Annotated in this window: 3 protein-coding genes; all 3 read right to left on the bottom strand. The window is 68.1% G+C overall.

The annotated features are described in order from the left end of the window. The coding region (locus A5681_RS19860) for a DUF222 domain-containing protein (RefSeq protein WP_156738070.1) at positions 1–491 on the bottom strand (491 nt) is incomplete at its 3' end. A gap of 78 nt (positions 492–569) precedes the next feature. Beyond that, complete coding sequence (locus tag A5681_RS19865) at positions 570–1532, bottom strand: DUF4436 domain-containing protein (RefSeq protein ID WP_082968450.1); 963 nt, start codon at positions 1530–1532, stop codon at positions 570–572. After that, positions 1424–1670: hypothetical protein (locus A5681_RS27835; RefSeq protein ID WP_231996376.1), on the bottom strand; the 247-nt coding region annotated here is incomplete at its 5' end. The genes A5681_RS27835 and A5681_RS19865, both read right to left, overlap by 109 nt.

Raw genomic sequence — 1670 nt, forward strand, 5'->3', positions numbered from 1 at the left:
AGCCGCCCCCGGGTCATCGAGGGCCAACGTGCGACGTTCGCCGCCAGCGTCGCGTCCACGGCCGCCACCACCTCGGGGTCGGTGAGCAGATCGGTGCGATACACCAGGGTCTGAAACGTCTGGTAGTCGATATCTCCGGCTTTAAAGACCTCACCCACCTTCGGCAGCCGCTCGCGCAGCGCGCGGGCGTACCGCACCCGGCTGGCCGCCAACCCCTGGCTGATCCGCAACTCCGCGGCCACCTCGGCGGCCACCGCGGCCTCGGTATCGACCGCCCACTCCTCACACTCGGCACACCGCGAGAGCCGGTAGGCGAACAACTCCCCGATCACCGCCAACTGCCCCGCCGCCGCCCGATTCTCCGCCCGCGCCAAGCCCGCGACGCGCTCCAGCAGCGCCGCGGACTCCGGCGTCACCGACGGATAGCGCCGTTCGAAGTGCTCATCCATCGCGGCGATCGCCTCCGCCGACGGCACCCTTGAATCGAACATAAGTTCGACTATGCCATCAAGCACCGACAGCTTCCAGCCACAGAACTCGGCCTGTGGATGACCCCCGAATCGCGGCCGCTAGTCCCCTTGCCGAACCCAGGCGAAGATGTACAGGCTCATCGCGGTCACGAGCGCGATCAACACCCACTGCACGATGGCTTGGTCGATCCACGAACCGGGCGGCGGGGCGCCGGGGAGGATGTTGCGCAGCGGGACGATGGCGAACAGGTTGGCGGCGTACCAGGTCGCGAAGGGCGGCAGAAACTTCCTTCTGCCCAGCGCCATCGGAATGGCAACGAGCAGCGCCAGGGTGGGCAAGCTGATCAGCACCAGGCAGATGCCCAAGTCGAAGATCAGCGGGCCCTTGGCCCGCTTCAGTGTGATGACCACGTTTCCGTTGTCGGTTCCGCGCTGCGTCGGGAGCGCGCCGGGATCGTGGACGCGGTTGACGCTGATGTCCCAGCCGTCCAGCTCCCCGGTGACCTCGACGCGCGCGGGCACCTTCTTGAGGTTGTCGCCCGACCCGACGAACGCGTCGGCCGAGATCGGCTCGGTCTTATAGGAGTCGAACGGCCAGTTGCCCGGATCGCCGTGCGCCACGACGGTCGTGCTCAGTTGCGCCGGCGCCTTGCCTTTGGGGTAATGCAGGTCCCCCAGGTCGCTCGTGGGATACAGGCGCACGGCGACGTCGGTGCCCAACACGTCGAATCGGTTGTCGTACGCCGAAATCCCTGGATAGACAAGCACATTCACCCCGAGGCGCTTGGCGACCGGCTTCAGCTCCTCCACCTGCAGCTGCACGATCGTGGCATCGCCGCCGCCCTGGCTCAGGTCCAGCGGCGGGAGCGGTCCCTCCGATCGTTCGAGCCAGTGGACGCCGAACAGCGACAGCATGTACGCCGTAACGACAACGGCCAGGACGGCAACCCCGATCACGATGCGCGGCCACCCACATCGGGTTTCGCTGCGTCGCGCAGCAAACGGACCCCGGTCGCGGCGACGCCGCCCAACGCTGAAGCGACGAACGGGTTGCCGCCGCATGGACGGCGGGTGACGAGGCGTTCGTCGGCGCGCACGGTGAGCACGAGTTCGCTAGCATCTGACCACGTGTGGCCCTCGACCAGCCCCGGATCACCCGTGGGTTGCCCATGACCGCCGCCGCCGCCGCGGCGCCGGCCA

It is taken from the genome of Mycobacterium scrofulaceum (assembly GCF_001667885.1).
In the GTDB taxonomy this organism is placed as follows: Bacteria; Actinomycetota; Actinomycetes; order Mycobacteriales; family Mycobacteriaceae; genus Mycobacterium; species Mycobacterium scrofulaceum_C.

Excerpts from the sequence above, each read along its gene's own strand:
- A5681_RS19865 (WP_082968450.1), bottom strand. The coding sequence starts at position 1,532 with ATGCGGCGGCAACCCGTTCGTCGCTTCAGCGTTGGGCGGCGTCGCCGC.